The organism is Tepidiforma flava (assembly GCF_027594505.1).
GTDB lineage: Bacteria > Chloroflexota > Dehalococcoidia > Tepidiformales > Tepidiformaceae > Tepidiforma > Tepidiforma flava.
In genome coordinates this window covers 2,347,445-2,373,720 of sequence record NZ_CP115149.1, presented here as the reverse complement: position 1 = coordinate 2,373,720, position 26,276 = coordinate 2,347,445, and the positions used below count along the sequence as shown (strand labels likewise).

The window sequence follows — 26,276 nt, the reverse complement described above, 5'->3', positions numbered from 1 at the left end:
GGAGGAATCGTTCGTGAGCGACCAGACCGTATCGCCCCTCGGCACCGCCGGCCCGCCCGTCGACCGGACCGGCGCCCCGCCGCCCAACCAGATGCCGACATCTCCGCCTGACAGCCAGGGCGGCGCCGCGGCAGCGGTGCCGGACCCCAACAGCTGGCAGCTCGTTGGCCCCGACGGCCTGCCGCCGCAGAGCCTCGGCGATGCCGGCACGCCGACCCACACGCCTCCCGAACTCGACCCGGTTTCGCAGCCCGCCGGCACGACGTCGTCGCGGCCGCAGCAGAGCCAGGGGGCCAGCGAGACCGCCGCCGCTGCCGACCTCGCGGCAGACGTAGCGACTGCCGACGCCGCGGGCACCGATGAAGGCGATCAGCCCGCCCAGTCTTCCACCGAAGGAGCACGACCAATGTCCAGCACCCCGAACTACGTTCCGCCGCCGATATCCGGAGGAAAGACGCCCGACAGCAGCTACAACCAGCCGCACGCTCACGGGTCAGGCGCCGCCGAACTGCCCGAGACGCCGCGGCCGCCGGCCCAGGGAAGCACGCCGGTCTACGACGTCCGGCCGCTCCCGGACGGGACCGGCAGCATGGACATCGACGGCGACGGCCGCCCGGACCTCCCGGCCTCGGCCGGCGGACCGCCCGGCGCGCCCGCCGTCATGCCGGACCCCCCGCCCGCCCAGGGGGGCACATCGTATGTCCCGCCGCCCTTCGACCGCTCGAACCAATCGTTCGAAGAAGCCATGGAAGACTCCAAACGGCTGCGGGAGACCGGGGATCTCGCCGAGCGGGCGGCGCGGGCCGAAAATGCCGGGGGAGGCGCCGGGTTCGGCGGACCAGCGACGACGTTCCCCTTCCCGCCGGCCGAGCAGCCGGTGGCTCCCGGAGAGCAGCCCCCACAGACTGCGCCCATCGACGACCGGATTCGCAATCTCGAACCCGGCGAGGGGGGGCGACCGGGCATCGTCTACGAACCGCCCTTCCCGAATGCTCCTCGAAGGGTCCCCGACGACGTGCCGCGGGGCGGAACCCCTGCTGCGCCCCCTGTTGAAGCTGACGAACCGCCAGCACCGCCGCGCAATGGAGAGGCTGGACGCCCGCCCGTCGACGAGCAGCCCGGCTACCAGGACCAGCCGCCACCGGCGTACGAACAGCCCGGTTACCAGGACCAGCCGCCGGCGTACGAACAGCCCGGTTACCAGGACCAGCCGCCACCGGCGTACGAACAGCCCGGCTACCAGGACCAGCCGCCACCGGCGTACGAACAGCCCGGTTACCAGGACCAGCCGCCGCCGGCCGACGAGCAGCCCGGCTACCAGGACCAGCCGCCGCCGGCCGACGAGCAGCCCGGCTACCAGGACCAGCCCCGCGAGGTCGCCGGCGAGGTCGCGCCGGACCCTGCCGACTCGGCCGCGCCCGTGCCCGTCGCATCGGCACCCTCCGGCTCGTCGCTCGACGTGTTCGAACCGGGCGGCAGCGGCACATCGTCGCAGCCGGGTGACGGCAGCAGCGCGGCCGCCGGGGAGGCTGAGCCCCGCGCAGCCTCGCCGGAACCCTCGCCGCCGCCGGCCGAGCCGGCGTGGACGCTGACTCGCGACGACGCCATCGCCCCGCCGCCGCAGCCCGCGGCCGCCACGGCCGGCCTCGAGCCGGTCGTCTTCGAAGCGCCGCTCCCCGCGGGCGGCCCGATTTCGGACGGCGGTGGCGGTATCCAGGAGTTCGACCCCGACGTGGCCCGCCTCATCGCCTGGGTCCGCGCCGCGGTCGCCGACGCCGCGGTGATGGGCGATGGCGCGGCCCTGGCGGACGAGCAGCGCGACGACGGCAACATCCTCGAGCGCATCCTCGACTGGATCCGCGACGCGCTGTTCCAGGGCGGGGACGACCCCTCAGACGCCGACATCGCCGCCCAGATCCAGGTGCTCGACGCGGAGGAGGTTGCTGAGCTGTACCGGCAGTCGCTTGCGATGGCGTCCGCCGACGACGGCGACCTGGACGACTGACCTCGATTCCGCGCCAGCGGACCGGGGCCGCGGCTTGCCGCCGCGGCCCCTCCTTCGCTCAACCGATGCTTCGGGCGTAGAGCGCTTCGTAGGCCCGCGTCATGGCATCGGCCGCTGCCCGGCCGAACCCGTCAAGGAGAGGGTCGGCGGCCCGGTCTCGCCAGCGGTCGATGGCCGCAACCGCATCCGCCAGGGACATCGGGACAGGGCCCGGCGCGCCGAGACGCTCGAGCAGCGCCTCGGCTTCGTCGCGGTCGGCGTCGCTGAACCTGGCGAGCCCCGTCGCCGCCAGGTGCGCCGCCTCGAGGAGACCGAGTTCCGGCGCGCTGGCAGCGAGGTCATCGAGCTCCGCCGCGAGCCGCGCCGCGGCGGCCGGGCTGGCCGTTGCATGCTGCCGGGCGATCTGCCGGCCGGCAGCGACCACGCTGCGGACGATCAGGAGGTGCGACCGCGCCCGGAGGCGGCGGTCGATCGCCTCGCGGACCGGACCGATGCCGGAAACTGCCTCGAGCATGCGGGCGAGGTCGCTCGACGACTGCACGCGGCCGTCGGCGACGGCCGCCACAGCCACCCGGAGTCCGAAGAGGCCGAATCGCCGCAGCAAGAGCTCGCGCAGCTCCTCCGTGAGCGGGCTCCGCTCGGGGTCCCGAAAGCGATCCACCGAAAGCAGCAGGGCCGCCGCCGCCGACGGGTCGGCAGCGAGGTCGCGGATGGCGCGGTACTCCGCTTCCGCGAGCGTCGACGCGGTCTCGGCGAGGAGCCCGGCAACCGGGATGACCTGGCCCGCGAGCGCCAACAGCCGCGGGTCGCGGCTGTAGCGGGCCGCGATGCGGCGGGCGCTCTCCATCGCATCCGGCCGCCCGCCGCCGATCTCGTCGGCACGAGAGAGGACGAGGACGGTCGTGACCGGGCTTCCCAGCGGCAGGCCGGCGTCCCGGAACCCCTCGAGGAAGGCCGTGTCCTCGCGGTGGACATGCCGAAGCAGATAGATCACGGCGTCGACGGCGCTGGCCCCGCCGGCTGCGCCCGTCAGCTCCTCCGTCTGCTCGCTCACGCCGGGGGTGAGCGACCCGAGCCCCGGGGTGTCGATGAGCTCGATCCCTTCGAGCTTCCGCGACGGCCAGCCGACTTCGACCTCTGCGATGTCGCCCGCGCCCGCCAGGTCGATGTCCAGGCCGCGCTCCCCGCGCCTGAACGAGAGCGGCTCCCGGGCGCCGCCGGGCCGCACCGCGGTGACACGGTACTGCCAGTCGTGCACGAAGCGGGTGACGAGGCGGGTGCATTCGCCCGAATCCGTCGCCGCGAGACGCTCGCCGAGGAGCGCGTTCAGGAGCGTCGATTTCCCGGCTTTGACGCGACCGGCGACGGCGATGCGAAGCGGGCCGTGCAGGCGGTCGGCAGCAGCGCGGAGTTCGGACGCCGCACCCGGGAGCTCGTCCGCGGCGCGGCGGAGAACCCGGTCGAGTCGCGCCGCGAGCGCTCCCCCCGCGGCCGCCGTCACGCTCGAACTCCTTCGAGTTCGTCGGCCCGCCGAAGCAGGCCGCGCGCCTGCTGGAGCCAGGCTGCCACCTGCTGCAGCCGCGCCTGGCGCTCGGCGTCGGATGCGCGGGCTGCCTCCTGGAGACGCTCCAGCGTTGCGACCCGCGCCTGGAGCTCTTCAGCGATGCGCTCGCTAACGCCGTCGCGAACCTTCCGCTGGAGTTCGCGCGCAGCATCGCGCATCGACTTGGCGATTTCACCGTTCGCGTCGTCGATGAACTGGCGGACCGCCAGCCGGGCCTTTTGGCGCCGCTGGGTGAGCTGCCGCTTCCGCTCTTCGAGCAGCTGCTTCCCCCCGAACAGCACCCCGATGCCGACGAGGGCCCCGGTCGTAAATGCCAGCCCGGCGAGCCCGGTGAGCATGCCGAACACGAGGATGCCGCCCTGCGCACCGCGCAGTGACGCCCACGCCGTCGCCGCTGATTCGCTCACGAGGCGCACCTCCGGCGCGCGGGCCGTCCAGAGACTGGTCAGGTCCACGGGCGCGTCTTCGCGGCGCGGGGGGCCGATGCCGAGCGCTTCTTCATGCAGCACCGCCGCGATGCGGTCGACGATAGCCGCGGTCCCGTCCTCGAGCGCGACGATGACGTTCACCGCCGCGTCGGCCATCCGGCTGCGCACCTCACTCGCGAGGTCGTCCCAGGTCTCGGCCGGGTCTTCTTCCTCGATGCGCGCCTCGATGTCGCGGGCGAGTGTCCGCAGCTCGACCCGGAGGCGATGCTCGACATCGGAAATCAGGTCGGCGAAACCGTCGCCGAGCATGACCTGCCAGCGGGCCGCGGCGCCCCGGAGCTCCTCCAGCCGCCGGCGCTCCCCGGCGAGGCGTTCGGCATGCTCGCGGCCGGCTGCCGGGTCAGTCAGCGCCTGGCTTTCGGCCAGGAGCGCCGCTTCGAACTGCCGCGCCGCCGCGCGGACGTCGCCAAGACAGCGGGCGGCGGCGCGTGCGCGGGATGGGTCGAGGATCTCCCCGGCGATGCCGTCGAGCAGCGCCGGGAAGCCGGACTCCATGTTCAACGCGGCATCGCCGCTGGACAGCGCAGCGGCGCGCAGGGCCGCCGACAGCGGGAACAGCTTCGTCCCGGGATCGCGGGCCTGCAGCAGGCCGGCGTCGCCGGCAGCGAGTTCTCGCCAGTCCGGGTAGAGGTCGACTTTGGAGATCGCAACGAGCACGTCGGGGCAGACGTTGCGCGCGCGGGCGAGGAACTCCAGCTCCGCCCGCGAGAGCGGCCCGCTCGCGTCGGTGACGAAGATGAGCCCATCGGCCGCGTGGAGATAGCCGAGCGCGAGCGTTTCGTAGCCGCCGGAGAGGCCGCCGCCGACGCCGGGCGTGTCGACCAGGATGACGCCGTGGGCGAGAAACGCGTTCTCGGCGCAGACCTCGAGGTACGCGTGCTGCATCGGGTCAGCGCCCGACGGTGCTTCGGTCGCAAGCCGGCCCAGCTCCGCGAGGTCCCCGGCGCGCTCGAGCTCGGTCCCGTCCGGGTTTCGAACGATGACACGCTCGGGCGTCCCGTGGCGGATGAGGACGAGCCGGGCGGTTGCAATGTCGTCGTCGACCGGGCAGAGCTCGCGGCCGAGGATGCCGTTGATGAGCGAACTCTTGCCCTTCTTGAACTCGCCGATGACGACGAGCACCGTCTCCGGGCGCGCCAGCCGGCCGCGCGACGCCAGCAGCACGGCGGCAAGGTCCTCCCGCCCCAGCGAGCGGGCGAGCCGCGCCGCATCGAGGGCAGCTTCCGAAATCGGGAGCGACATGTCGACCGCGGCAGAAGGGCTACTTTTTGTATCCATTTTTCGATGCACTTCGCAGGCGATAGCGTGCGGCAATTTATCGCGCGGCTAGAATAGCGAATCTTTTCGCGGGATGGTGGACAGGATCGCATGACCTACGCCCTCGGGGTCGACATCGGAACGAGCTACACGGCGGCGGCGGTATGGGAGGCCGGGCGGGTGGACATGCTCCAGCTCGGGACGAGGAGCGCGTCGATCCCCTCGGTCGTGCTGCTGCGCGACGACGGCACGGTGTTGACCGGCGAAGCGGCCGAACGGCGCGCCCCCGCCGAGCCGGCGCGCGTCGCGCGCGAATTCAAGCGGCGCATCGGCGACCCGACTCCGCTCATCCTCGGCGGCACGCCGTACGGCGCCGAAGCCCTCTGGGGCTGCCTCCTCCGGGCTGCTGTCGAAGAAGCCGCCCGCCAGCGCGGCGAGGCGCCGGCCGCCATCGTCGTCACCCACCCCGCGAGCTTCAGCCAGTACAAGCTCGACCTGCTCGACCACGCCGCCCGCGCGGCGGACCTCGGAACCATCCGGCTGCTCCCCGAGCCCATCGCGGCGGCCATCCACTACGCCAGCCAGGAGCGGGTCGAGCCGGGCGCTGTCCTCGCCGTGTACGACTTCGGCGGCGGGACGTTCGATGCCTCGGTGCTCCGGAAGACCCCTGACGGGTTCGAGCTGCTCGGGCAGCCGGAGGGACTCGAGCGGCTCGGCGGCATCGACTTCGACGAGGCCGTCTTCCGTCACGTGCTGAATTCGCTCGAGGGCGACTGGAACGGAACAGGGGACCCTTCCGCCCGCCCGGCGGTGCAGCGGCTCCGCGATGAATGCCGGGAAGCGAAGGAAGCGCTCTCCTACGACACGGAAGCGGTCGTCACCGCCGCGCTGCCGGGGCTCCACACCACGGTGCGCATCACCCGCGAGGAATTCGAAGGCGCCATCGGCCCGCGCATCCGCGAAACCGTGGCCGCGCTCGAGCGCTCTGTGCGCAGCGCAGGCCTCACGATGGACGGGGTCGACCGCATCCTGCTCGTGGGAGGCACTTCCCGCATCCCGCTCGTCGCAGCGACAGTCCGGGAGATGACCGGGCGGCCGGTCGCGGTGGATACCCACCCGAAGCACGCCGTAGCGCTCGGCGCGGCGCTCGAAGCGGGGAGCGCGCTCGCAGAACGCCCCGCCGCGTCAGCCGGCGCGACGCCGCAGCCGCCCGGCGAACCGGCAGCGGGCAGCCAGCCCCGGCCCGCACCCGAACCGCTGGCGCCGGCCGCGGGGCCGGCGCGCGTCCAGCTCGCCGCCGGGGGAGCGCCACCCGGGGAGGGAACCGCCGACGCCGTCGCCGCGGCCCGAGGGCGGCCGCGGGGCATCGTCTTCGCGGGCGCTGCGGTGGCCGCCGCGGCCGTTGCCGGGGCCGCGTTCCTCCTGTTCGGGCGCGGCGGGGACGAAGCTGCGGCGCCGCCGGCCGCTGCCGACCGCGCGACCGCCGCGGCCGCTACCGCCACGGGACCCGCAGCCGCCGCAGCGGCCACCCCGACCGCGGCGGCCACGACCGCGGCGACCGTTGCTGCGCCGACGCCCACCCCGACGCTCGCCGCGGGGACGGCGCGCATCACCGGCATCACGGTCAGCGGGAATCGCTACAGCGTCGCGTTCGAAACCGCCGGCTTCCAGCCCGCGCTGCCCGGCCAGCACGTCCACTTCTTCTTCGACAACGTGCCCCCGCAGCAGGCGGGCATCCCGGGCACCGGTCCGTGGTTCGTCTACGGCGGCGGCAGCCCGTTTACGGGCTACACCACGGCTGACCGGCCCGCCGCGGCCACTGCCATGTGCATCCTCGTCGCCAATCCCGACCACTCGGTGAAACAGGGGACCGGCAACTGCTTCCCGCTCCCGCGCTGAGCCGCCTCGCGCCGCTCCTCGCCAGGCAGTCGCCGCAGCGCCAGCGCATCAACGAGAACGGGCTCGACGTACGTCGAGCCCGGCTTTGATGTCCTGGTAGCGCGTAGGGGATTCGAACCCCTGATCTCCACCTTGAAAGGGTGGCGTCCTGGGCCTCTAGACGAACGCGCCGTTGCCGTCTGACGTTCAGGCTACCACGACCGGGCGGTTCGGGCACCTTTTCGCGGGTGGGGCCGCGCTGCGGCTCCCGGCCGCTACAGTCCCTGGTTGAAGTCCGCGAACGTGAAAAAGTCGTTCAGCGCCGTCAGGCGGCCGCTCACGAGCAGCACCCCGACGACGATGAGCATCAGGCCGCTGACGATTTCGATGACGGGACCGAACCGCTGCACGCGGCGGATGACCCGCTGGGCATCGGAAACCGCGAGCCCGGCGATGAGGAACGGGACCGCGAGCCCGGCCGCGTACCACGCGAGCAGATACGTCCCGCGCACCGCCTCCCCCGAGGTCGCGGCGAGCGTGAGGATCGACCCGAGGATCGGCCCCACACACGGTGTCCAGCCGAGCGCGAACGCCCCGCCGACGAACGCGGAGCGCAGATAGCCGACGCCGTGGTTCCGCGCGATCGGAACTTCGAACGAGCGCTGGAAGAACGCGAGCTGCACGTAGCCCGCGAACCGCAGCCACACGAGGAGGAGCACGACGCCGAGCGCCGCCAGCCGGAAACGGTCGTCCTGCAAGTTCCCGAGGTCGGCCAGCAGGATGAACACGGCGGTAAGCACGATGAGCAGGAGCGCCGAGAGCAGCGGCTCCGCGCGCCCGCGCGGCGGGATGATGAGCACGCCCATGAGGACGAGGAGCGAGCCGGCAATCTCCCCCAGCCGCTCCTGGTTGTCGACCAGCACGTAGGAGCCGAGGAGCCCYGCCGCTGCGCCGAGTGCGATGAAGACGAGCGAGAGGCCGGTGACGAATGCCACCGCATGGGTGAACGTCACCCGGCGACTCGCCACGACGCGGCCGTTCTCGATGCTCGCCCCGGAAATCTGGGCGAGGAAAATCGGCACCAGCGGGAGCACGCACGGCGAGACGAACGAGAGCACGCCGGCAGAAAACGCCACGAACGGCCCGCCGGGGCCGCGAAGGCTGAAGCTCGAACTGGTCAGCGGCCCAATCGCGAACGCCACGACCGGGATGGCGGCAAGGAGGAGGAGGAGCGCGTAGCCGGTGCTCCGGTTCCACCGCGGCCGCGACAACGTTCCCTGGCGTGCCATCTGTGTTCCATTGTAGGAACTTCGCGGTTCCGGGCGCGGGACCGTTCGGACCCTGCTCCGCCGGTCATCGGAACGGGTTGCGGTCCGGGTCCGCCCCGCCGGGGCCGGGCAGGTCGGCCTCCAGCCCGAGCAGCCGCCGGCGGGCCGCCTCCCAGCGCTCCTTCGCGCGGGCTTCGCGTCCGAGCAGCCCTTTCAGCTGGTCGGGCCGGATCGGCTCGCCTTCCAGAAACACCCGGTGGAGATGCTGGAGCTGCTTCTGCCAGGCATCCCAGGCCTCGCGGTAAGCGGCGATGGTTTCGTCGTCAGCGAATGGCATGGCGGCATCCCCCGGCCGGGTCGATGGTCACCGGTTCGCGCCCGGCGCCGCACGGCGATGCCAGCGGCGCCACCGGCGCGGGAACGAAAACGGGCCCGACGAACGTCGAGCCCGGCCTGCTGGCGTTGGTAGCGCATAGGGGATTCGAACCCCTGATCTCCGCCTTGAGAGGGCGGTGTCCTAGGCCACTAGACGAATGCGCCGTTTCTTCGAGGATAGCCAACGTGCGACGATTCGGGCAAGGTTCGCACCCCATGGCGCGCGCTCGATGGATGTTCGCTGCGGCACTCCTGTGCCTCGCGCTGGCGGCCCCGGCCTGCCGCGGCGGCGGCCCTGCTCGGCCTGAGACGGTGCCGCTGCCGGACGCGTACCGGTCGATGCTCGAGGAGGTCGCCGGGGTGCGCGGCCTCCCGCCGCCCGCGTCGCTGCGCATCGGGGTCGTCCGCCGCGAGGCACTGCCGGCGCTGCTCAGCGAAGCGGCGCATCCTGCGGATGTCGGCCGCGCCGCCGCGCTGGACACGGTCTACCGGCTGTTGGGCCTGCTCCCGCCGGGAGCCAGCCTGGCCGGCGCGGAGCAGGCGATGCTCGAAACCGCGGTCGGCGCGCTCTATCTGCCGGGCCGGCGCGAAGTGTGGCTCGTCCGTGACGGCGCCCTCCCGGCCTCGCCGCGCGACCTCGAACCGTGGGAGCAGCGGCTCCTCGCCCACGAATTCGTCCACGCGCTGCAGGACTACCACTTCGACATCCCCCGGCTCGAACGCGGGGCGGCAACGCTCGACGCCCGCCTCGCGCTCCGGGCGCTCCTCGAAGGCGACGCCTCCTGGACGGAGGGGCAGTGGACGGCCCGCTATCTCCTGCCCCGGCTCGCCCCGGGCGCCGCCGTCGAACCTCCGCCCGCCGCGGCCGCGCCCCCGCCAGCGCTCGCCCGCGAGGCGGCGTTCCAGTACACGACGGGAACGGAGTGGGTCAGCCTCCTCCGGGGAAGCGACCCGGGCGCCCTCGACCGGCTGTTCCGGGCCGGCGGACCGGGCGCGACGGCCCTGATCCTCCACCCGGACCTCACCCGGACCGGCTGGGCGCCGGGCGGCGCGATGCTGCCAGCCGCGCCGCCTGGGCCGGGCTGGACGCCCGCGGGGGCGGACACGCTCGGCGAATTCCTGCTGGCGAGCTACCTCCAAACCGGGCTCCCGGCGCTCGCGGCGCTGCAGGGGGCCGGCGGCTGGGCCGCGGACGCCGCCCAGGCCTACGCCGCGCCCGGCGGCGCCGCGCTCGCGCTCCGCGTCCGCTTCTCGGACGCCAAGGAGGCCGGGGAGTTCGCCGCACGCCACCGCGACCTCCTCGGCGCGCGGGCGCCAGCTGTCCTGGAAGAGCCCGGCCAGCTCGTCGCAACCCGCCGGGACGCCGTCACCGTCATCCAGCTCGAGCCCGACGGCGCCGCGGTGACGCTCGTCTTCGCCGACGCGGAGGCCGACGCGCGGGCGCTCGCCGCGTTCCTCCGGAACCGGTGACGCGCCCGCCGCTCGCCGCAGCGGCCGGGACGCGTAGAATCCCGGCCCATGGCAGATGACGTGACGCTTCCCCGGTTCGACCAACTCCCGGCGGTGGAGGGCGCACCGCCGAAATCCGCCTGGTGGCTCTTCGGCAGGGACGACCAGGTCGGCATGTTCAACCTCCAGACGCCCGAGCGCATCGCGAAGGCGGCCCGGCTCGTCCAGCGCGGGGCGATGTTCCCGCTCAACTGGAACATGGAGCTGCCGAATCCTCCGCTCTTCAACCGCGGCGCGGTCCGCCAGACGATCTTCGGCGGGGCCATCCACCACGACGACGTGCTCGACAACTTCTACCCGCAGGCGAGCAGCCAGTGGGACACGCTCGTCCACGTCGGCAATTCGCAGTACGGGTTCTACAACGGCATCCGGAAGGAGGAGGTGACCGGCAAGCCCGGCTCGAAGGGCGGCATCGACCACTGGGCGCGGCGCGGCATCGCCGGCCGGGCGGTGGTGCTGGATATCGGCCGCTACCTCGCCTCGCGCGGCGAGGAGATCGATTTCACGACCGACCGCCGGTTCTCGGTGGACGAGCTCGAAGCCTGCCGGCGGGCGCAGGGAGTCGAGTTCGAAGCCGGCGATGTCCTCCTGCTGCGGACCGGATGGACCGAGTGGTACGAGGGGCTCGACGAACGGGCGCGCACCGGGCTGGCGAACATGGCGGCATTCCGCGCGCCGGGCATCGCGGCCGGCGAACCGATGGCCGAATACCTCTGGAACCTGCACATCTGCGCCATCGCCAGCGACCTCCCGTCCGTCGAAGCGTGGCCGCCCCGCCGGGAGCACGGCGGATTCCTCCACGAATGGCTGCTCGGGCTCTTCGGGATCGCCATCGGCGAGCTGTGGGACCTCTCCCGGCTGGCCGCCGACTGCGCCGCAGACGGCCGCTACGAAGCGTTCCTCGTTTCCGCGCCGCTGAACAAGACGGGCGGGATCGGCTCGCCGCCGAACGCCATCGCGCTCAAGTAGCCGGGACGGTCAGCCGTCGACCTCGGCGAACACCGGGAAGCGCCGCGTCAGGTGCGAGATGAGCGCATCCTCCGCATGCCGGGCCGCGAGGTCGAGGTCGAAGCCCTCCGGGTCGAGCAGCCACTGGAACGCGATGCCGATGATGGTGCCGATGTGGTGGGCCGCAGCGGCCTCCGGGTCGACGTCGAGCCGGAAGGCGCCGCTCCGCTGGCCGTCGCGGATGGCGTTCGCCGTGCCGCGCCGGAAGTCGCGGTAGAGGTCGCGCAGGCGCTCAGCGAGCTGCGGTTCGCTGCGGGCGCTCGCCGTGAAGTGGAGGAAGACGTCGTACGTCAGCGCTTCCTTGCGCGCCATCAGGATCCCGGTCCGCGTCACCATGCGGAGGCGGTAGACCGGGTCCAGCCCCGGTCCGATGGAGACGGCGACGGTATCGACGAAGACCTCGCGGCAGCGTTCGAGCACACCGGCGAGGAGGGCCGCCTTGTCGCCGAAGTGGTAGGAGACGAGCCCGCGGCTGACGCCCGCGGCCTTGCTGATCTCATCGATCGAGGCTTCCTGCCAGCCCTTCTGCCCCATGACCCGGACGGTGGCATCGATGATCTGGCGGCGCCGCTCGGCCGTGACACTGGAACGTCCCATCTGCTGGACTCCGGGAGACAGGTACGCGCAAGGGGCCAGTCGCGTCCTGCGTCACTCTACCATTTCGTTCGAATCACCGAAATAGCGCGCGATGGCGCGTTTGACACCGCGTTCAGCCGGCCGTCCGCCGCCCGGCGACGGGCCGCCCCTCCTCGACCTCTTCGAAGAAACGGAGGACTTCGCGGGCGAACGCCTGCGGCGCCAGCACCGGCACGCCGTGGCCCGTCCCCCGGAACGTCACGACGCGGGCATCCGGGAGTTCGCCGGCCATCACCTCGGAGGCGCTCCGGACCGGGTCGTCGTCGCCGATGGCCACCATCACCGGCATCGTCAGCCGGCTCCGGAGGAGCGGGAGGAGGTCGGGCCGCTCGTTCCGCACCCGCGCGCAGCCGAGCCACCCCGCCGCCGAAAGCCGGGCGTACCGCTCGCGCACGCCGCGGGCGAGGAACGGGTCCGCGATGGAGGCGGCAGCGCGCTTCCCCAGCTCGGCCGTGCCAAATTTGCGGACGACCCCGGTCGCGGCGTCGATGCTGCGCTCCCGCTCCCAGTAGCGCTCGTCGTAGGCCGGGTGGCGGTAGGCCGCGGAGGTATCGCTGAGGACCAGCGCTGCGAGCCGCTCCGGCCACGTGACGGAGAACTGCAGCGCGATCATCCCGCCGAAGCTGCAGCCGATGAGCGCGCAGAGGTTCATTTCGAGGTGATCGAGCAGGGCGCGGACATCCGCGGCGAGCTCTTCCGCGGTGTAGGCATCGAGGTCGTCCGGCGCCGCGCTCTGCCCGTGGCCGCGCAGGTCCATGGCGACGACGAAGTACCGGCGCGCGAAATCGCCGATGACCGGGTGCCACATCCGGAGGTCGCTGGTGAAGCCGTGGAGGAGGACGACCGCCGGCAGGCCGGCGTCGCCGGCGGTTTCGTAGGCGAATTGCAGCCCGTCGCGTTCGAACGTCGGCACCGGCTGATGGAACACCGCCGGGCATGAAGGCGCAAGCGCCCGGGGCGCGCGCGTACAATCGGGGGCTACTTCGCCGCCGGGACACGCCATGGAACGGACCGTTTACGTCGTCCCCCACACCCACTGGGACCGCGAGTGGTATCAGCCGCACGAACTCTTCCGCTGGCGGCTCGTCCAGATGATCGACGAGCTGCTGGACCACATGGAGCGGCACCCGGAGTACCGCTGCTTCAACCTCGACGGGCAGAGCATCGTCATCGCGGATTACCTCGAGCTGCGGCCGGAGAACGAAGGCCGGCTGCGGGCGCTCATCGAAGCAGGGCGCGTCGTCATCGGGCCGTGGTGGGTGCAGCCGGATGAGTTCCTGCCCTCGGGCGAATCGCACATCCGGAGCTTCCAGCGCGGCATCCGGTTCGCCGAGCGGCTGGGCGGCAGCCTGCGCATCGGCCACTGCGCGGACCAGTTCGGCCACATCGCCCAGATGCCGCAGCTGATGCGGCAGCTCGGCCTCACGAGCGCCTGCCTCTGGCGCGGCGTGCCGGATGGCATCCCGGGCTGGAGCTTCTGGTGGGAGGCGCCGGACGGCACGCGCATCCCGGTGCTCTACCTCCGCAACAGCTACTCGAGCGGCTGGCGGCTCCCCGCCGACGTCGAGGACTTCCTCGAGCGGGTCCGCCGGCAGGAGCGCGACCTCCGGAAGGGACTGCCGGCGCTCTTGATGAACGGCACCGACCATTCGCGGATGGAGCCGCACGTCCCGGAGCTGCTGGCGCGGGCGGCCGGCCGCGGCTACCGGTTCGAGCTGGCGACGCTCGCGGAGTACGAGCGCGCGGTGCTCGCCGCCGGCATCGACGAGGTCGTCCACCGGGGCGAACTCCGCTCGCCCGACCGCTCGAACGTGCTCGCCGGCGTGCTCTCCTCCCGCATGGTCCTCAAGCAGCGCGATTTCGAGGTGGCGTGCGCGCTCGAACGGTACGCCGAGCCGCTCGAGCTGCTTGCGCACCTGCACGGCGGGCCGGACGGCTCGCCTGCTCTGCGGCACGCGTGGGGCCTCGCCCTCGAAAACACGCCGCACGACTCGATCTGCGGCTGCAGCGTCGACCAGGTCCACCGCGAGATGCTGCCCCGCTACGACCGGGCCGAGCAGCTCGCCATGCAGGTCGCGCGGGAATCAGCGGCCCACCTCATCCGGCGGATGGAAGTGCCGGCGCAGGGCGGCCTGGCCGTCTTCCGGCCGGTGCAGGGCGCGCCGGCTGCCATCGAGGCCGACGTTCCCGCCGCCTGGGCGGCGTTCGATGCCCTCCGCCTCCCCGGCGGCGAGGTCATCCCGTTCACGCTCGAACCGCTCGGGGGCGGCGCCGAACTCCTCCGCGAGGACGTCTCGCCGCGCGGCGCGCTGCGCCACCTCGACTTCCTCCGCGAGCAGCGGTACGACGTCCACGCGATCGAGGCGATGGACTGGGAGCTGGGGGACGGGCACCTCCGCGTCACCACCACGGTCGGGCCGGACATCACCGTCATCGACGACGAAGGCTTCCGCGCCGAGGTGCGCAGCATCGTGCGCGCGGGGCTCGCGGAGACCGCGGAGGTCGCCGTCCGCGAGAGCGAGCGCGCGCGCCTCACGGCGGTCCTCCCGCCCGCGCGCGCAGCCGGCCTCGAGCTCGCCGTCCCGATCCACGGCGCAGCGGCCGGGCTCGAGCCCGCACCCGGCGGCCGGCGCCTCCGCTCCGGCCGCTTCGACGTGCGGATGTCCGGCGCCTCGCTCCGCATCCGCGACCGGGAAACCGGCCTCGACCTCGACCCCGCGCTCGTGTTCATCTCCGAGGGCGACCGCGGTGACGAGTACAACGCGGACATCCTCGATGACGGCGTCGACGAGCCGGTCTCGGTCACGGTTCGCGGGACGAGGAGCACGCCGGCCTGGCAGGAGCTGCAGTACACGCTCGTCTACGACCTGCCGGCCAGGCTCGGACCGAAGCGGCGGCGGCGGTCGCGGCGGGAGCGGGTGCTGGAGCCGGTCGATGTCGCGGTGCGGCTCTGGCGCGGGCTGCCGCTCATCGAATTCCGGGTCACGGTCGACAACCTCGCGCAGGACCACCGGCTCCGGGCGCTGGTCCCGCTGCCGTTCGAACCGGAGCGCCTGCTGACCGAGAACCACTTCTACGTGGCCGAGCGGCCGCTGGCGCCGCCGCCGTGGAACGGCGAAAGCGCCGAGCAGCCGCCGACCACCTTTCCGCAGAAAACGTTCGCCGCTGTCGAAGCCGGCGGCCGCGGCCTCGCCCTGCTGAACCGCGGCCTGCCCGAGGGCGAACTCGCCGACTGGCGCGGCCGGAAGGCGCTGGCCCTCACGCTCCTGCGGTGCGTCGGCTGGCTGTCGCGGCCGGACCTCCGCAGCCGGCGCGGCGGCGCGGGGCCGACCGTGCAGACGTTCGACAGCCAGTGCCCGGGCCGCCACCGGTTCTCGTTTGCGCTGGCGCCGTACGCGGGCGGCTGGCATGCGGCCGGCATCGCTCCGCTTGCCCACGGCTGGGCATTCCCGCCCATCGGCTGGGCCACGAACGGGCACGAGGGCTCGCTCGGGAGCTGGCTGCCCCTCGCCGGGCTGGAGGGCGACGCCGCGCTGAGCGCCGCCTGCCGCAGCGGCGCCGACGGTGCGCCCCTGGTGCGCGTCTACGGCGGCCCCGCCGGCGGCCGGGTGACGGTCGACGTCCCGGCCGCGGGCTCGGCAGCTGCAGCCCGTGTCGACCTGCTGGAGCGCAACCCGGTGCCGCTGGCGGGGGAAGCCGGGAGCCGGGCGTTCGACCTGCGGCCGTGGGAGATTGCGACCATCCGCTTCGAGCCCGCCGAACGCCCGTAGCGGGGTGCCGCCGTAGCATGCGCGCATGGCGCCCGGCGCTGAAGGGAGGCGAACCGCGCGGTCCGCGGGCGGCGGGCTGGCGCTCGCCGCGGCCATCGTCGCCTTCGGCTTCGTCGGTTCGCGGCTGCTCGGCATCGTGCGGACGATCGTCATCGCGAACGCCTTCGGCGCGTCGCCGGAGCTCGATGCCTACAACGTCGCCTTCCGCATCCCCGACATGATCTTCCAGGTGCTCGCCGGGGCCACGCTCGGCAGCGCCTTCATCCCGGTTTTCGCCCGCAAATTCGAGCGGGAGGGCGCTGCCGAGGCCTGGCTGCTCGCGAGCCGGGTGCTCAACCTCGTCGTCCTCGCGACGGCGGCGCTCTGCGCGGCGGCGTTCTTCCTCGCGCCGCTGCTCGTGCCGGCCATCGCCCCAGGGCTCGGCGACGACATCGGGCGTTCGGAGGAGCTGACGGGCACGGCCGTCGAGCTGACCCGGGTGATGCTGGTCTCGACGCTGCTGTTCGCCGCCAGCGGGATGCTCACGGGCATGCTGAACGGGCGCGAGCGGTTCTTCCTGCCGGCGCTCGCCCCGATGCTCTACAACCTCGGCATCATCCTCGGCGCGGTGGTCTTCGCCGACCGGTGGGGCGTCAACGGCCTCGCCTTCGGCGTCGTCCTCGGGGCGGCGATGCACCTCGGCATCCAGGTGCCCGGGGTGGCGGCCGAAGGGTTCCGCTACCGGCCGTCACTGGGCTGGGGCGAACCGGGCGTGATGGAGGTCGGCCGCCTGATGGCGCCCCGGGTCGTGGGGCTCGCCGCGGCGCAGGTGAACTTCGTCGTGACGGGCTTCTTCGCCTCAAAGGTCGGCGCTTCCGCGATTTCGAACATGACGTACGCGTGGCTGCTGGCGGGCCTGCCGCTCGCGCTCTTCGGGATGGCGCTCTCGACGGCGGTCTTCCCGCGGCTCGCGGGACAGGTCGCCAGGGAGGAGCTGGACGAACTGAACCGGACAGTTTCGCGGGTCCTTCGGCTCATCATGTTCCTGACGGTCCCGGCAGCGCTCGGCCTGGCGATGCTGCGCGAGCCGGCAGCCATCACCCTCCTCGAACGGGGCGCGTTCACCCGCGCGGACTCGCTGATGACGGCCGCCGCGCTCGGCTGGTACTGCCTCGGCATCGTCCCCCAGGCCGGGATCGAAATTCACAGCCGCGGCTTCTACGCGCTTGGCGATACGCGCACGCCGGTGACGCTGGCCGTGCTTGCAGTCGGCGTGAACCTGCTCCTCGGGGCGCTCCTCTGGGAGCCGTTCGGCGTCAGCGGGCTCGCCTTCGCGGTCGGTGCCGCGTCATGGGCGGAGTGGCTGGGGCTGTACGTGCTCTTCCTGCGCCGGACCGGCTGGAACCCGGCGGAGGAGCTCGGCGCGATGGCGCGCGTCGCCGTGGCCGGCGGGCTGATGGCGGTCGCCCTCTCGGCCGCGACGGTGCTCCTCGATTCCGAGACCCGGACGCATGCCGCGGTGACGGCGGCGGCCGGCGTCGCGGCGGGCGCGCTCTGCTACGCCGCAGCCTGCCTGGCGCTCCGTGTTCCCGAGCTCGAGGATGTCACGGCCCGGCTGGCGGCGCGGCTTCGCCGGCGCCCGGCGCCGGAGTGAGCCCCGGCCGCTCGCCGCGCAGTCCGCGCAGCGCAAGGTCCACCCCGCCGAGCCGGCGGCCGCCCTTCGTCCGGGCTTCGCCCCGGTTCGCCATCATCACGAGGTAGTCCGAGAGCCCGGTATCGAGGAAGGCGCTGTACCCCATGAGGTCCTGCGCCCGGTTCGCGGCGGCCTTCGAGAGGCGCACGACGACCGGGTTGTTCTCGGCCACCCGGAGGGCGTAGCCGACGGTTTCGCGCTCGAGGTCCTCCGGTTCGAAGACGCGGTTGACGAAGCCGAGCTCCCGCGCCTCTTCGGCGGTGAGGAAGCGGCTTTCGAACATCAGCTCCTTCGCCTTGCGGACGCCGACGTCGTACGGCAGCGAGAAGTACTCCAGCATCGCGGGCAGGAAGAGCGCGTTCCGGGCGGCGAAGACGAGGTCGACGCAGGCGGCCATCATCCAGCCGGCGAAGATGCAGAACCCCTCGACCATCGCGATGGTCGGCTTCGGGGCATTGCGCCACTTCACGAGCAGGTCGAGGTTGTAGTGACGGAAGTTTTCGTAGAACTCGATGCCGGCCTCGCCGATGCCCCGGGCTTCGCGGTCGGCCGCCTGCTCGGGTGTGCCGAGGTCGTGGCCGCTGGAGAAGTTGCCGCCGGCGCCGCGCGTGATGATGACGCGCACCGCCGAGTCGGCCACGGCGAGGTCCATCGCGCGGTCGTACTCGTCGAGCAGCCGCCACGACTGCGCGTTGCGGTACTGGGGGCGGTTGAAGGTGATCCAGGCGATCGGGCCGTCGGTCCGGTAGTCGATATCGCGGAACTCCACGGGAGGCCTCCTCGGTGCGGTGGGCGGGAGTGTACCCGGCAGCGGCGCCGCCCCGCGAATTCACCGGGGGGGAACCAGCCCGTACCATGGACGGAAACGTTTCGAACCCGGAGCGCCCCATGGAGGCCTACAACATCACCGTCGTCGGCGCGAGCGGCATCGTCGGCCAGGAGTTCCTCAAGATCCTCGATGAGCGGCAGGTGCCGGTCGGCCGGCTGCGGCTGCTGGCGACGGCCCGCTCAGCCGGCAAGACGGTCGCCTTCCGCGGCGCCGAGGTCGTCATCGAGGAAACCACGCCGGCGAGCTTCACCCCGGACGACCATATCGTCTTCCTCTCCGCCTCCGGGGCTGCGTCCAGGCAGTACGCGCCCATCGCTGCGGCCAACGGCAGCTTCGTCATCGACGACTCCAGCGCCTTCCGGATGGACCCCGCGGTGCCCCTCGTCATCCCCGAAATCAACCCGGACGACCTCGAGTGGCACCGCGGCATCGTGAGCCAGCCGAACTGCACGACGACGCCGATGGTGCTCGCGCTGGCGCCGATTCACCGCGTGAATCCGCTCCGGCGCGTCATCGTCAGCACATACCAGGCCGTGGCCGGGGCCGGCGCCGCCGCCGTCGAAGGGCTGCGCAGGGAGACGGAAGCGGCGCTGTCCGGGCGCCGGGAGCCGAGCGGCACGCAGAAGCGCGACATCGCCTTCAACGCGGTCCCCCAGATCGACGTCTTCGCCGACGACGGCTACACGAAAGAAGAGCTGAAGATGGCGAACGAAACGCGGAAGATCCTCCACGCGCCGGACGTGGGAGTGAGCGCCACCTGCGTCCGCATCCCGACTTTCTTCGGCCATGCGATGAGCGTCTGGGCCGAATTCGAGCGGCCGGTGACCGTCGACGAAGCGCGGGCGCTGATGGCGGGCGCCCCCGGGGTGGAGCTGATGGACGACCCGGCGGCCGAGCAGTACCCGACGCCGATGGACGTCGCCGGCACCGACCGGGTGCTCGTCGGGCGGCTGCGGCCAGACCACTCGAATCCCGGGGGCATCGCCTTCTGGACGGTGACCGACAGCATCCGCAAGGGCGCTGCGACGAACGTCGTGCAGATCATCGAAGAAGCGGCCCGGCGCGGCCTCATCCGGCCGCGGGCCGGGGTTCGATAGCGGATTCAGCGGGCTCTCCTATAGGCCGGCGCTCTGCCATAATGCGGACCAATACCTTGGGAGTTCGCACATGGCATTCACGGTCAACCCCGACAAGTTCCGCTACCCGGCCGAGTTCGCCGCCGGGGTCAAAGGCAAGCGCGTCCTCATCTCGGGCGCGGGCAAGGATGGCGGCCTCGGCCAGTCGTTCGCGCTGGCGGCCGGCCTGAACGGCGCCGAGAGCGTCGCCGTCCACTTCCATTCTTCCTACGACGACGGGCTCGACCTCGTCGATTACCTCCGCAGCCAGGGCGTCAACGCCTTCCCGCTGCAGGCCGACGTGACCAACATGGGCGACCTCTGGGCGAGCCGCAGTTATGTCATAGAAAAGATGGGCGGCATCCCCAACCTCGTCATCTGCAACTCCGGCCTGACCGAGAAGGGGTATTCCTTCGGGCGGTCGCTCCGGGAGATCGAGGGCGAATCGATGGCCATGCGCCGCGCCCGCGTGCGGCAGGCGTTCATCAACAACCTGAATGAGACCCGGCTGGTGCTCGACACGAAGATCGACGGCTTCATGGCGATGACGCACCTCTGGTCGGGCGAGGCGGTGTACGCGAACGAGCCGATCCAGTTCGTCTACATCTCCTCGCGCCAGGCGATCGACCCGGGCGTGAGCGTCCCGGGCTACGCCATCGCCAACTGGGCGGTGCTCCAGCTGCCGAAGGTGCTCCAGGTGAACCTCGGGCGCAGCGCCGAGCTCGTCTCCGCGTACTCGGTGCTCTACCCGTTCGTGCGCACCGGGATGACCAATGAGTATGCCGAGAACCCGAAGGTGTTCGGCCGCTGGCAGCCGCGCATGCTCGAGACCTTCGAGGCGGCCGAAGGGTTCATGCAGCTCCTCGCCCAGCCGAAGGAGGTCACCAACCAGGGGATGTTCGAGGCCATCGTCGAGCCCCTACCCGAGCGCGGCGAACGGGCCGTCAAGTTCACGTGGAAACAGGTGAAGTTCGCCATCGAAGAAGAGCTGACGCCGTTCAGCGCCCAGCACCCGCTCGAGTTCGCCTGAGTCGACGATAACGGCCGCACGCCGGCGGCCGACATTCTGTCGACTTCGAACCGGGGGCCGGGCCGGCGTGTCAAATCTTCRTGAAGCCAGCGGCAAGCCGTCATAAGTTGCTTGGCCGGCGGCCGGCTGCCCCGCTACATTCCGGCCCGTTGGAGGCGGGGTGGTCGGGGGGGACGGCCGGCGCGGCGGGGTCCTCCCGCAGCCGCCGGTCCCGGGCCGGTGTCACGGCGCCGCCCCGGGAGCTGCCGGGCCGGCAGGCGCAGGGGCAACCCGGGCGCAGCAAAGGCCGGCAGCCCGAACGGCGACGCCCGCGCTGCGGGCGGGGCCGGCTCCCGATAGACGCGCTCCAACGCTTGCAAAGGGCCGCTCTCGCCTCCAGGGGGCGCGGGGCGGCCCCTTCGCACGCCTGCGGGAAGCCGCGCCCCGTGCGCACCCCGCGAAGCGGGCGCTAGGATGCGCAGCGAACTCTCGCAGGGGGCGCGCACATGGCGAGCGAATTGCCGTCGCCGATGACCGGCACCATCAAGGAAGTCCTGGCGCAGCCGGGCCAGCAGATCGCCCCGGGCCAGGAGCTCTTCATCGTCGAAGCGATGAAGATGGAGCTGCCCGTGGAGGCCGAGACCGGGGGCACCGTGGCGGAAGTGCTGGTGCGCGCCGGCGACCGCGTCGAACAGGGCCAGCCGCTCCTGCGCCTGGCGTGATTCCGCGTTTGCGCGTCGGCCGGGCCGGCGTAGCATGAGCGGTGGACTCGCCGCCGGCCCTCAGCATGCGCACTGCCAACCTCGTCTTCTCCATCATCTCCATCGTCCTCGGGGTCGTCCTGATCCTCTTCCTCCTCACGCAGGCGGTAGAGTGGAATATCGGGATGGCCATCGGCGTCGTTCTCATCCTGAACGGGGCCGTCCGCCTCTGGTTCGCCCAGGACGACCGCTGACCGGTGCGCAGCGCTGAAGGGGGAGTGGAAGCCTGATGGACACCTGGCAGACGTTCCTCGTCCCGGTCGCTTCCGACCGCGCCAGCATGGAGGCGATCGCCGTCGCGGCCGCCGCGGCGAAGGCCCGGCGGGGGCGGCTCCATCTGCTGCACGTCATCGAAGTTGGGCGGTCGATGCCGCTGAACGTGGAGCTGGACCAGGAGTCCCGCCGGGCGCAGCAGATCATCGAGAAGGCGGAGGCCGCCGCCGCGGAATTCGGCTGCCAGGGCGTCCGCTCCGTCGTCGTGCAGGCGCGCGAGGCGGGGCCGGCCATCGTCGAAGAAGCGCGGTCGCAAAAGGCTGACGTCATCGTCCTGGGGCTGCCGCCGTTCGAAGGCGAGGACCGGCCGTTCGCGCTCGGGCCGACTGCGGAGTACCTGCTTCGCCACGCGCCGTGCGAGGTCTGGCTCATCCGCAGGCCGATGCGCGATGCTTACCGGGGAGGAGGTCTCGAGACCCGATGAACGTCGTCATCATGGGCTGCGGCCGCCYGGGCTCCCGCATCGCGACGATGCTGGAGCGGCAGGGCCACGCCGTCACCATCATCGACATCACCGAGAGCGCGTTCCGCCGGCTCCCTGAAGGGTTCGGCGGCCGCCGCATCGTCGGCAACGGCATGGACCTCGCGACGCTCGAACGCGCCGGCATCCGCGAGGCGGACGCGTTCTTCGCGGTGACCCAGGGCGACAACCGGAACTACTTCGCGAGCCAGGTCGCCCGGGAGATCTTCGGCGTGCGCCGCGTCCTCTGCCGGGTGTACGACCCGGTGCGCGAGAGCATCTTCCGCGACCTCGGCCTCGAAACGTTCAGCCCGACCAGCTACGGCGCGCAGGTCATGGTCGATATGCTCCTGAACGAGCCTGCCCGGAGGTAGCGCGTGTACATCATCGTTGGCGGCGGCGGCAAAGTCGGTTTCCACCTCGCCCTCGAACTCATCCAGCAGGACCACGAAGTGCTCGTCATCGAGCAGGATGCGGGCCGCGTGGCGAACATCCGGGAGGAGCTGGCCGGCAACGTCCTCTTCGGCGACGCCTGCGAAGCGACCACGCTCGACGCCGCCGGCGTCAGCCGGGCCGACCTCGTGGCGGCCGTCACCGGCGACGACGAGGACAACCTCGTCATCTGCGATATCGCGCGCTACCGGGGCGTGAAGCGCACGATCGCCCGCATCAACAACCCCCGCAACGAGCTCATCTTCCGCAAACGCGGGATCGAAACCACCATCTCCGCGACGCAGGCCGTCCTCGCCCAGATCGAGCAGGAGCTCCCGACACAGGCGATGATCCCGCTGCTCCAGCTCCACTCCGGCCTCGAGCTCATCGAAGTGAAGCTGCCGGAAACGTCGCCCGTCGTCGGCCGGTCGGTCCGCGAAATCCTCCTCCCGGCGGAGTCGCTCATCTCGCTCGTCGTCGACCCGGGCGGGGTGCCGCGGATGCCGAGCGGCGACACCCGGCTCCACGCCGGCGACGCGCTCGTCGTGGTCGCGCCGAAGGAGAGCCTCGACATGCTCCGCGAGCAGCTCGTGGGCTCGACCCACGGGCTGGACACCTGACGGCGGCGCCGGCGTGACGCGGGTCGCCTACCTCGGGCCGCCGGGCACGTTCGGCGAACTCGCCGCGCTCCAGTACGACTCGAGCGCGGACCTCATGCCGTTCCCGTCCCACGCTGCCGTTGCCGCGGCCGTCGAATCCGGCATGGCCGACGTCGGCATCGTCGCCATCGAGAACCTCATCAACGGCTCGGTGCAGGAGACCCTCGACATCCTGATTCACGAGACGGACCTGAAGATCCAGGCGGAGCTCGTCGTCCCCGTGCGGCACAACCTGGTGGCGAAGCCGGGAACGCGCCCCGCGGACGTGCGGGTCATCTACTCCCACCCGCAGGCGCTCGGCCAGTGCCGGAAGTTCCTCGAGCGGTGTTTCCCCCGCGCGCAAGCGGAGGCCGCCCTTTCGACGACCGAAGCGGTGGAGCTCGCGCTCAAGCGGGAGGGCGACGCAGCAGCCATCGCGACCGAGCGCGCCGCGGAGCTGCTCGGCGCGGAGGTGCTGGCGCGCGACATCCAGGATTCGGAGAACAACGTCACGCGCTTCCTCGTCCTCGGCCGGGGCACGCCGCCGCCCACCGGCCGCGACCGGACCTCCATCGCGTTCACCTTCGCGGAGGACCGGCCCGGCGCGCTGGCCAGCGTGATGAACGCCTTCGCCGAGGCGAACATCAACTGCAACAAGATCGAGAGCCGGCCGACGAAGGCGACCTTCGGCGACTACGTCTTCCTCATCGATTTTGAAGGCCACCAGGACGACCCGGCGGTGAAGGCCGTCCTCGACCGCATCCGGCCGCTCTGCGCCGAATTGAAGGTCTTCGGCAGCTATCCGCGCGCCATCTGACCCGCCGCGGGCGCAGCGTTACGGGTAGTACTCTTCGCAGCTGATCGGCCAGGTGAAGACCGACCCGTTGCGGTAGCAGATGTCGTAGCCGCCGCCGCCGTTGAGCACGACCCAGAAGCCGGGGCCGCCGATGAGCACGTCGTCGCCGCCGCCGCCGTTGAGCGTGTCGTTGCCGCCGCCGCCCACGATGCAGTCGTTGCCGCCGTTGCCGTTCAGCGTCTCGCCGGCCGCCGTACCGAGCACGAGGTCGTTTCCGCCGCCGCCGGAGCCCGAGTAGACGATGGACGTCAGCGACATGTGGGCGCATTGCGGCGGCGCCAGCTGCATGATGCTGAGCGGGACGGTGTTCTGCCCGATGCGCGTCGGCGGCACGGTGTTCGTCGCAGCGGAGGCGGAGAGCGCTGCGAGCAGCGCCGCCACCGCAAGGCCCGCAACTGCCGCCCGCGCGATGCGCCCCGGCCTCACGCGGCCCGCTCCGTGCCGTACTCCGCCTGCTCCGGCGCGAACCGGTACACGGCGGCGCCGTCGCGGACGTAGCACACGTGGCGCCCCGGGCCGGCCTCCTGGAGGATGATGCCGCCGGTCCGCTCGGCAATGCGCTCGAGGTCGGCCATGGACGCCACGTCGATGACGTCCGCGGATTCGAACCGGCCGCTTCCGGCGATGCGAACCGCCGCAGCACCCGAGGCCGCGCTCGAGGGTTCGCCCCAGCCGCGCCGGGCTGCCGCTGCGACGAGCGCGCCAGCCGCGCCGAACGCGATGACCGCGCCGGCTGCGCCGGCGATGCGGGCCGCGAGCACGGGAACACGCACGAACCAGAGCTGCACGGCATTGCCGACCAACCGCTGCGCCGTGACGACGCTGGTTTCGGAGGGGCGCAGCAGCCCTTCGGGATCGGCGCTGTTCAGCCACAGGCGCGAGCGGTCGAGGGCGAGCGGGAGCGCGGCAGCTTCGAAGCCGCGTTCGAACGGCAGGCCGTCGAGCTCACCGCTGATGCGCACCTGCGGCTTGATGGTGACCGAGTAGCGGTCATTCACGACCCCGGATTGGGCCTCGAGCGCCGCGATCTGCTCGCGGACGGCGGCCAGGTCGAGCGTCCCCTTCGCCTGGAAGGCGGTGCCTTCGAACGTCCCCGGCTCTCCGATCGGGATGGTTCGCTTCCAGCCGCTGGCGTCGCCGAGTTCGGCGACGAGCTGGTAGCTGCCGGAGACYGCCGCCGGCCGGGAGGCCAGGAACTCATACGAAAATCCGAAGGTCACCCGGTCGCTCAGCCGGAGGTAGACCGGTTCGCCGGTCGTCGCCCGGCCGGCGTCGTAGATGCTGCCGTCCGCGGCGGCGGCGTCGTAGATGAACTCGCCGCGCTGGGTGTACTCGAGGTCGGCCGGGATCGACTTCTCGAGCCCGCGGCTGAAGCCGACCCACGCCAGCGCGCCAAAGGCCAGCCCAACGGCGAGCAGCAGCGCGAGGGCGTCCTGCCAGTTGCGGTAGATGGGAGCCATGGGATGTCCTCCTCCCCGTTGATGGTGGCGCCCGGCAGGGCGCGCGGCAGCGCGGCGCGTCCCTGCGGAGCCGCCCAGGAGCCCGGCGAACGCGACGAACAGCACCAGCCCGCCCCAGAGCGGGTCCCGGAGGTGCCAGAGCAGCCGCCCGGCGCCCGGCACCGTGAACCAGAGCCGGCCGACGACCTCGCCGCGGCCCGGGCGGTACGAATCCGTGAAGTCGTTGTTGTCGCCCTGCAGCGTGTACCGGCCGCCCTCTTCGTCGATGATGCGGTGGATGACGTGCCCGACCTCCGGGTGACGGTAGGTCACGACGTCGCCGGGCCGGTAGTCATCGGCGCGCCGGACGACGGCCAGGTCGCCCCGCTTCATCCCGGGCTCCATCGAGTTGCCGTTGACGATGACGTACGCCGTCTGTCCGCCGAGCTGCTGGGGCGCGAACAGGACCCAGCCAGCGGCGACCAGCAGGAACAAGATGGCTGTGGCGGCGGAGAACCCGGCAGCGGCCCGCGGGCTGACCTGCCGGCCAGTTCGGCCAGGGTGGCGAGGTGAAGTTCCGCTCATGGCGTCAGCTCCGCCCTACTGGGCCGCCACGACGCGCAGGCCCGTGATGGACGAGACCGATGCCGTCGATGTGCAGGTGATGCTCGAACCGGTGGTGCAGGGAGCCGTCCAGGTGGCGCCACCGTCCGTCGAAACGCGCACGGTCCCCCCGCCGGGCACCGCGGGCGAGATGGTGAACGTGATCGAGCTGAGCTGCTGCGGATTCAGCGTGTCGAGGTTGTAGTGGACGTTCGTCACCGTGTACCCGCTGACAGCGGCGGCTCCATCGCCGGCTCGGCTCGCGGGCACCGTATTGGCAGCGGCGAACCCGTATGCGGCCGAGGCCGTCAGCGCGAGGAGGGCTGCGAACGGAAGCCGGCGCGAGAGAAATGGCACGAGCCGGGGCATTGGTGTCCTCCCTGCTGGTGGACCGCCCGGGAGCGGACTCCCGGGCGGCGTCGGTGCGGTTC

24 protein-coding genes and 2 tRNA genes are annotated in these 26,276 nt (G+C 72.1%); 14 read left to right on the top strand and 12 right to left on the bottom strand.

Annotated elements, in window-relative coordinates:
- Window positions 1-13 precede the first annotated feature (13 nt).
- Window positions 14-2,005 (top strand): hypothetical protein, encoded by a 1,992-nt coding sequence (locus O0235_RS13055; protein WP_270056217.1) that lies wholly within the window; start codon window positions 14-16, stop codon window positions 2,003-2,005.
- A 58-nt stretch (window positions 2,006-2,063) separates the two neighbouring features.
- On the opposite strand, the gene O0235_RS13050 is transcribed toward O0235_RS13055, so the two are convergent.
- Entirely contained in the window at window positions 2,064-3,506 is a 1,443-nt protein-coding gene (locus O0235_RS13050; RefSeq protein WP_270056216.1) for a dynamin family protein, read from the bottom strand.
- Window positions 3,503-5,335: a dynamin family protein gene (locus O0235_RS13045; protein ID WP_270056215.1), complete on the bottom strand. Its 1,833-nt coding sequence runs from the start codon at window positions 5,333-5,335 to the stop codon at window positions 3,503-3,505. Before O0235_RS13045 ends, O0235_RS13050 begins: the two co-directional genes overlap by 4 nt.
- A 90-nt stretch (window positions 5,336-5,425) precedes the next feature.
- On the opposite strand from O0235_RS13045, the gene O0235_RS13040 reads away from it, so the two are divergent.
- Entirely contained in the window at window positions 5,426-7,213 is a 1,788-nt protein-coding gene (locus tag O0235_RS13040; RefSeq protein WP_270056214.1) for an Hsp70 family protein, read from the top strand.
- Window positions 7,214-7,307: 94 nt separating this feature from the next.
- Here the strand turns inward: O0235_RS13040 and O0235_RS13035 are convergent.
- The 4 genes from O0235_RS13035 to O0235_RS13020 all read right to left on the bottom strand — a co-directional run bounded on the left by O0235_RS13035 (window position 7,308) and on the right by O0235_RS13020 (window position 9,000).
- Window positions 7,308-7,384, bottom strand: a tRNA-Glu gene (locus O0235_RS13035).
- A gap of 83 nt (window positions 7,385-7,467) precedes the next feature.
- A complete protein-coding gene (locus tag O0235_RS13030; protein WP_270056213.1) occupies window positions 7,468-8,481 on the bottom strand; it encodes a cytochrome c biogenesis CcdA family protein in 1,014 nt (337 codons plus the stop codon).
- A gap of 64 nt (window positions 8,482-8,545) precedes the next feature.
- Window positions 8,546-8,797 (bottom strand): hypothetical protein, encoded by a 252-nt coding sequence (locus O0235_RS13025; RefSeq protein ID WP_270056212.1) that lies wholly within the window; start codon window positions 8,795-8,797, stop codon window positions 8,546-8,548.
- A 126-nt stretch (window positions 8,798-8,923) separates the two neighbouring features.
- A tRNA-Glu gene (locus tag O0235_RS13020) sits at window positions 8,924-9,000 on the bottom strand.
- Between the two features lie 69 nt (window positions 9,001-9,069).
- On the opposite strand from O0235_RS13020, the gene O0235_RS13015 reads away from it, so the two are divergent.
- Together O0235_RS13015 and O0235_RS13010 are read left to right on the top strand one after the other, a co-directional pair.
- Complete coding sequence (locus O0235_RS13015; RefSeq protein WP_270056211.1) at window positions 9,070-10,305, top strand: hypothetical protein; 1,236 nt, start codon at window positions 9,070-9,072, stop codon at window positions 10,303-10,305.
- Window positions 10,306-10,353: 48 nt separating this feature from the next.
- Complete coding sequence (locus tag O0235_RS13010) at window positions 10,354-11,313, top strand: cyclase family protein (RefSeq protein WP_270056210.1); 960 nt, start codon at window positions 10,354-10,356, stop codon at window positions 11,311-11,313.
- A gap of 9 nt (window positions 11,314-11,322) precedes the next feature.
- On the opposite strand, the gene O0235_RS13005 is transcribed toward O0235_RS13010, so the two are convergent.
- Both O0235_RS13005 and O0235_RS13000 read right to left on the bottom strand, forming a co-directional pair.
- Complete coding sequence (locus tag O0235_RS13005) at window positions 11,323-11,949, bottom strand: TetR/AcrR family transcriptional regulator (RefSeq protein ID WP_270056209.1); 627 nt, start codon at window positions 11,947-11,949, stop codon at window positions 11,323-11,325.
- A gap of 112 nt (window positions 11,950-12,061) precedes the next feature.
- Window positions 12,062-12,901 (bottom strand): alpha/beta fold hydrolase, encoded by an 840-nt coding sequence (locus O0235_RS13000; RefSeq protein WP_270056208.1) that lies wholly within the window; start codon window positions 12,899-12,901, stop codon window positions 12,062-12,064.
- Window positions 12,902-12,989: 88 nt separating this feature from the next.
- Between O0235_RS13000 and O0235_RS12995 the strand changes: the two genes are divergently transcribed.
- Both O0235_RS12995 and murJ read left to right on the top strand, forming a co-directional pair.
- Entirely contained in the window at window positions 12,990-15,758 is a 2,769-nt protein-coding gene (locus tag O0235_RS12995) for a glycoside hydrolase family 38 N-terminal domain-containing protein (protein WP_270056207.1), read from the top strand.
- Between the two features lie 25 nt (window positions 15,759-15,783).
- Window positions 15,784-17,391 carry a murein biosynthesis integral membrane protein MurJ gene (gene murJ / locus O0235_RS12990; RefSeq protein ID WP_270056206.1) on the top strand — a complete coding sequence of 536 codons (1,608 nt, stop codon included), beginning with the start codon at window positions 15,784-15,786 and terminating at the stop codon, window positions 17,389-17,391.
- Here murJ and O0235_RS12985 read toward each other — a convergent pair.
- The gene (locus tag O0235_RS12985; RefSeq protein WP_270056205.1) at window positions 17,342-18,199 is read right to left on the bottom strand and encodes an enoyl-CoA hydratase-related protein; all 858 of its coding nucleotides are present in this window, start codon (window positions 18,197-18,199) and stop codon (window positions 17,342-17,344) included. The genes murJ and O0235_RS12985 overlap by 50 nt on opposite strands.
- A 119-nt stretch (window positions 18,200-18,318) precedes the next feature.
- On the opposite strand from O0235_RS12985, the gene O0235_RS12980 reads away from it, so the two are divergent.
- From O0235_RS12980 to pheA, 8 genes are all read left to right on the top strand, one after another.
- Window positions 18,319-19,356, top strand: a complete 1,038-nt coding sequence (locus O0235_RS12980) for an aspartate-semialdehyde dehydrogenase (protein ID WP_270056204.1) — start codon at window positions 18,319-18,321, stop codon at window positions 19,354-19,356.
- 70 nt (window positions 19,357-19,426) lie between these two features.
- Window positions 19,427-20,404: an SDR family NAD(P)-dependent oxidoreductase gene (locus O0235_RS12975; RefSeq protein WP_270056203.1), complete on the top strand. Its 978-nt coding sequence runs from the start codon at window positions 19,427-19,429 to the stop codon at window positions 20,402-20,404.
- 485 nt (window positions 20,405-20,889) lie between these two features.
- A complete protein-coding gene (locus O0235_RS12970) occupies window positions 20,890-21,105 on the top strand; it encodes an acyl-CoA carboxylase biotin carboxyl carrier protein subunit (RefSeq protein ID WP_270056202.1) in 216 nt (71 codons plus the stop codon).
- Window positions 21,106-21,146: 41 nt separating this feature from the next.
- A complete protein-coding gene (locus O0235_RS12965; protein WP_270056201.1) occupies window positions 21,147-21,338 on the top strand; it encodes a hypothetical protein in 192 nt (63 codons plus the stop codon).
- 35 nt (window positions 21,339-21,373) lie between these two features.
- Window positions 21,374-21,841, top strand: coding sequence for a universal stress protein (locus tag O0235_RS12960; protein ID WP_270056200.1), 468 nt, complete (start codon window positions 21,374-21,376; stop codon window positions 21,839-21,841).
- Window positions 21,838-22,251 carry a potassium channel family protein gene (locus tag O0235_RS12955; protein ID WP_270056199.1) on the top strand — a complete coding sequence of 138 codons (414 nt, stop codon included), beginning with the start codon at window positions 21,838-21,840 and terminating at the stop codon, window positions 22,249-22,251. The genes O0235_RS12960 and O0235_RS12955 overlap by 4 nt, the downstream gene beginning before the upstream one ends.
- Before the next feature lie 3 nt (window positions 22,252-22,254).
- Window positions 22,255-22,929, top strand: a complete 675-nt coding sequence (locus O0235_RS12950; protein ID WP_270056198.1) for a potassium channel family protein — start codon at window positions 22,255-22,257, stop codon at window positions 22,927-22,929.
- A gap of 13 nt (window positions 22,930-22,942) precedes the next feature.
- Window positions 22,943-23,764 carry a prephenate dehydratase gene (gene pheA, locus O0235_RS12945; protein ID WP_270056197.1) on the top strand — a complete coding sequence of 274 codons (822 nt, stop codon included), beginning with the start codon at window positions 22,943-22,945 and terminating at the stop codon, window positions 23,762-23,764.
- A gap of 18 nt (window positions 23,765-23,782) precedes the next feature.
- Here the strand turns inward: pheA and O0235_RS12940 are convergent, their stop codons facing one another.
- From O0235_RS12940 to O0235_RS12930, 3 genes are all read right to left on the bottom strand, one after another.
- Entirely contained in the window at window positions 23,783-24,229 is a 447-nt protein-coding gene (locus O0235_RS12940) for a calcium-binding protein (RefSeq protein ID WP_270056196.1), read from the bottom strand.
- A complete protein-coding gene (locus tag O0235_RS12935; protein ID WP_270056195.1) occupies window positions 24,226-25,737 on the bottom strand; it encodes a signal peptidase I in 1,512 nt (503 codons plus the stop codon). Before O0235_RS12935 ends, O0235_RS12940 begins: the two co-directional genes overlap by 4 nt.
- A gap of 105 nt (window positions 25,738-25,842) precedes the next feature.
- Window positions 25,843-26,214: a hypothetical protein gene (locus O0235_RS12930; protein ID WP_270056194.1), complete on the bottom strand. Its 372-nt coding sequence runs from the start codon at window positions 26,212-26,214 to the stop codon at window positions 25,843-25,845.
- Between the last annotated feature and the right edge of the window lie 62 nt (window positions 26,215-26,276).